This window comes from Planctomycetia bacterium (assembly GCA_034440135.1).
Taxonomy (GTDB): domain Bacteria; phylum Planctomycetota; class Planctomycetia; order Pirellulales; family JALHLM01; genus JALHLM01.
In genome coordinates, this window is the sequence record JAWXBP010000296.1 from 1 (window position 1) to 4,462 (window position 4,462).

At 59.1% G+C, this 4,462-nt stretch carries 2 protein-coding genes and 1 pseudogene; all 3 read left to right on the top strand.

Going from position 1 to position 4,462, the window contains the following annotated elements; translation table 11 throughout:
- Positions 1 to 313: 313 nt before the first annotated feature.
- The 3 genes and pseudogenes from SGJ19_17940 (at position 314) to SGJ19_17950 (ending at position 4,345) form a co-directional block, all read left to right on the top strand.
- Positions 314 to 739, top strand: a pseudogene (locus tag SGJ19_17940) (oligopeptide/dipeptide ABC transporter ATP-binding protein).
- Between the two features lie 250 nt (positions 740 to 989).
- Entirely contained in the window at positions 990 to 3,113 is a 2,124-nt protein-coding gene (locus SGJ19_17945) for an N-6 DNA methylase (GenBank protein MDZ4782132.1), read from the top strand.
- Positions 3,110 to 4,345 carry a restriction endonuclease subunit S gene (locus tag SGJ19_17950; GenBank protein ID MDZ4782133.1) on the top strand — a complete coding sequence of 412 codons (1,236 nt, stop codon included), beginning with the start codon at positions 3,110 to 3,112 and terminating at the stop codon, positions 4,343 to 4,345. Before SGJ19_17945 ends, SGJ19_17950 begins: the two co-directional genes overlap by 4 nt.
- The last annotated feature ends 117 nt before the right edge of the window (positions 4,346 to 4,462 follow it).

Here is a 4,462-nt window from a genome sequence, read left to right on the forward strand (position 1 = left end):
GTCGAGAAGTCGGATACGCCCATAGTACCGAAGAAGCCGCCGAACAACGGGCCACCTGCGGAGGCGGTGGAGGGAAGGGGTGTAGCCAAGGGGACTGCTGGAGAGACTCGTGCAGGCCGGACACAGCGCCGGGTCACTGCATCCTCGGGACTCGCTGGCATACGCGATGCGGAACACCGACTTCGCGTCACTCACCTGCGGCAGGAGCCTTGTGCGGTAATTCCGCTCGCTGGGATCTGTGCGGGGGCAGGGGGTAACCCCTGTTCCTACCGCGACCATTCACCGGACATTCTGTTCGTCGGGCTGGTGCTCGCCCAAGCTGCTGCTGGCCGACGAGCCCACCACAGCGCTCGATGCGACCGTGCAGATCCGGATATTGCTTTTGCTGCGCGAACTTCAGCGCGAGCTCGGCATGTCCGTCATCTTCGTAACCCACGATGTGGGCGTCGCGTGCGGGGTCGCCGATCGGGTGGCGGTCATGTATGCCTGGCGCATGGTCGAGAGTGGTTCGGTGAGCGAAGTCATGCAGCATCCGCAGCATCCGTATACGTCGGGGCTGCCCTCGTCGATCGTGCGCGGTGAGTTGAAGGGGACGCGTATTGAGGCCATCCCCGGCTCACCGCCGGACCTCGCCAACCCTCCTCCCGGGTGCAGCTTCGCGCCGCGGTGCAAGTTCGCCAAGGACGAGGGCCGGGCCGAGGTGCCGTTCGGGCGGGAATTGGCCGGGGGAGGATCGTGAGGTGTGTGCGGGCGGATGAGGGTGTGGTGGTTTGAGAGCGTGGCGGAGGAGAAAGTTGAAGATTTTATCTGGAAGTCGGCTCCTGACAAGGCTGTTCGGGTAGTTTTGTTGCCTATTTAGGATAGTCTATCTCTTTCAAAAGTCTTGTTTTTCAATGCGTCTGTTGCCGGCAGGCTCCTAGCCGCTGATATAGTTGGCTGGTGCGAATCCTTCGATACGCTCCAGACAACAACGGGAATCCCGGCTCAGGATGAGTAACGACGCCTTCAAGGATATCGAGAAGCTCGAAACAGACCTATGGGAAGCTGCGGACAATCTCCGCGCCAACTCCAAGCTCACATCGAGCGACTACTTCATGCCGGTGCTGGGAGTCATCTTCCTGCGCCATGCAGCCAATCGGTTCGACGCGGCACACCGCCAGATCGAAGCGGATCAGGCCAGCGGTAAGATGCCCAAGCGCAAAGTCCTGCCTGCGGACTACATCGCGCGGCGCTCGCTCTACCTCCCCGAGAAAGCCCGCTACGACTCGATCATGCAGCAGGCCGCCGTCAGCGGTGCCGATCTGCCCAAGCTCGTGACCGAGGCCATGACCGACATCGAAGCCGCGTTCGAGCCGCTGATCGGGGTGCTGCCTAAGGACTACGGCATCTTCGAGACCAAGGTGCTCGAAGACCTGATGCGCCTCTTCAACAGCGAGCAAATCAAGCAGGCCACCGGCGACGTGTTCGGCCGCATCTACGAGTACTTTCTCGCCAAGTTCTCGATTCAGAAGGCCCACGACAACGGTGAGTTCTTCACGCCCTCCGCGATCGTCCAGACCATCGTCAACGTCATTGAGCCGGATCACGGAACGGTGTTCGACCCGGCGTGCGGCTCGGGCGGCATGTTCGTGCAGTCGAGCCACTTCATCGAGCACGAGGGCGGTGACACTGCAAAGAAGGTTGTTTTCTACGGCCAGGAGAAAAACCGCGACACCATCCGCATCGCCAAGATGAACCTCGCGGTGCACGGGCTGGAGGGAAAGATTGCCGAGGCCATTACCTACTATCAGGACGAGCACAACCTCGCCGGGAAGTGTGACTTCGTGATGGCGAACCCACCGTTCAACGTGGACCTTGTGGACGCCGAACGCATCAAGGGCGATCTGCGCCTGCCGTTCGGCCTGCCGGGCGTAAATAAGGCCAAGAAGGTCGGCAACGGTAACTATCTATGGATCTCCTACTTCTGGAGTTACCTGAACGATAAGGGGCGCGCCGGCTTCGTCATGTCATCGCAAGCTTCGAGCGCCGGGCACGGCGAGAAGGAGGTGCGCAAGAAGATCATCGAGACGGGCGACGTGGACGTGATGATCTCCATCCGCTCGAACTTCTTCTACACCCGCACCGTCCCCTGCGAGCTGTGGCACTTCGACCGGAATAAGCCCGCGTCCCGCCGCGACAAGGTGCTGATGCTCGACGCGCGCAACATCTACCGAAAGGTCACACGCAAGATCTACGACTTTTCCCCGGAGCAGATGCAGAACCTCGCGGCCATTGTGTGGTTGTATCGCGGTCAGAAGGATCGCTATCTCAAACTGATCTGGGATTACTTCGTGCGCCTTGGCAAGGAGGCGGTTGCCCTTCGGCCGGCGATGGACGCTTATGACGAAGCCTACGCAGCCTGCGGAGAACCGCTCGTCGAGTTTGCCGAAAAGGTCCGCGAACTCGGCCTGCCGGATGCATTCGACGTTGCGCTGGTCGAAGCCATTACTGAGGCCAACGAAGCGGCAAAGGGTTCGATAGCCGACAGCGATGCCTTGATGCAAGGCCTGGCGAAATACAGCAAGACCCACGCCAGTCCGCTGCCGAAGGACAACAAAGGCTTGCAAACCGCGCGCAAAGCCTTCGAGCCCGACGCTGAGCGCATGCGGGGGCTTATCAAGCAAGCAGACCTGCTGTGGAAACTGATCGTACGTGAAGCGGAGGCCGCTACCGACATTGCTGCCAAGGAGGAAGCCGGCGCCGTGCCATTCGATCGCCGCGCGCTCACGCGCACACTCAAGGCATTTGAGGAAGCACGCAAGGCGCTCACCGAACAGCTCAAGGCCGCCGCCTACGTGTACCGCCAGATCGTCTGGCTGCAGGACCGCTTTCCGAACGCCGAGCTGCAGTCGGTGCCGGGGCTGGTCAAGGTTGTGGACAGCAAGGAGATTGAGGCCGCCGACTGGAGTCTTACGCCCGGACGGTACGTAGGAGTTTCTCCGCAGGAGGAGGACGAGGAGTTCGACTTCGAGCAGACGCTCCAGGACATTCATATTGAGCTCGCCGACCTTAACAAGGAGGCGGCGGAGTTGGCGGCGAAGATTCAGGGGAACTTCGAGGAATTGGGAGCATGAGCTGGAAGATGCTCACCATTGGCGATCTCGTCGCTACTGGCGCCGCAGATATCCAGACGGGACCTTTCGGTACACAGTTGAAGGCGAGTGACTATGTCGACGATGGGATACCCGTCATCAATGTTCGCAACATCGGCTTTGGCGGACTGAAGCCGGCGAAACTCGAGTTCGTTACCGAGGAAACGTCCGAGCGATTGGCTTCGCATCTCCTTGAACCACGCGACATCGTATTCGGTCGCAAGGGTGCCGTAGACCGGCATTTATATGTTAGCGACGAGCAGGCGCATTGGCTCCAAGGATCCGACTGCATTCGCCTCAGGCTCTCGACAGAGGAAATTGTTCCGCGCTTCGTTAGTTACGCTTTCCTCAGTGAGGCCCATCAGAAATGGATGCTAACCCAGGCGGGCAACAAAGCCACGATGGCCTCGCTGAATCACGACATCATCGAAAGAATCGCTCTACGCTTGCCTTTGCCCGCAGTGCAGGAGATGACCGTCGATATCCTCTCCGCCTACGACGACTTAATTGAGAACAACCGAAGGCGGATGGCGCTCTTGGAAGAGGCGGCGCGGCAGCTATACCGAGAGTGGTTCGTTCGCCTCCGATTTCCCGGCCATGAGCACACCCGCATCACAAATGACGTGCCAGAGGGGTGGGACTTAGGAACCATCGCAGATTTCTTTGATACGACTTCAGGTGGCACCCCAAGTCGGGCGAATCCTGATTTTTATATTGGCGACATCAACTGGGTTAAGACTCAGGAGCTCAACGACAACTTCATTTTCGGGACAGAGGAACGAATTACAGAGGACGCCTTGGCTAGGTCCTCGGCAAAGCTTTTCCCAATCAATACGCTGCTGGTGTCTATCTACGGAGGCACGAACATTGGAAGAACCGGGATACTTGCTGAACGAGCAGCAACGAACCAGGCGTGCTGTGCTCTATTTCCAAAGGATCCGCGAGCTCACTATATATATGGCGCGCTGTATTTTCGTGAACAGCGCGAACGCCTGATCGGTTTGGCTCAAGGTGCAGCGCAGACAAACGTTAGCCAGCAGGTCGTTCGAGCGCTCCCAATGCTGATGGCCACCCCAACCCTCATGTCGGCCTTCGTTGAATCGCTTTCCCCTATTTTTGAGCAGAGGAGGACGCTGCAGCAGCAAAACGACAAGCTGCGTACCGCCCGCGACCTACTGCTGCCGCGTCTGATGACCGGGCAGATCGTTGTCTGAGGATCTAAGCCATAATCCCCCCATGATCTTCGACCGCCAAAAACGCCTGCTCGCCCTGCTGGACTCATTCGGCGGGGACATAGGCGGCTTGGATTTCCAGAAGCTGCTGTTCCTCTA

What these genes read in the sequence shown, in the direction of transcription:
- SGJ19_17945 (MDZ4782132.1), top strand. Translation starts at nt 990, where the DNA reads ATGAGTAACGACGCCTTCAAGGATATCGAGAAGCTCGAAACAGACCTA.
- SGJ19_17950 (MDZ4782133.1), top strand. Translation starts at nt 3,110, where the DNA reads ATGAGCTGGAAGATGCTCACCATTGGCGATCTCGTCGCTACTGGCGCC.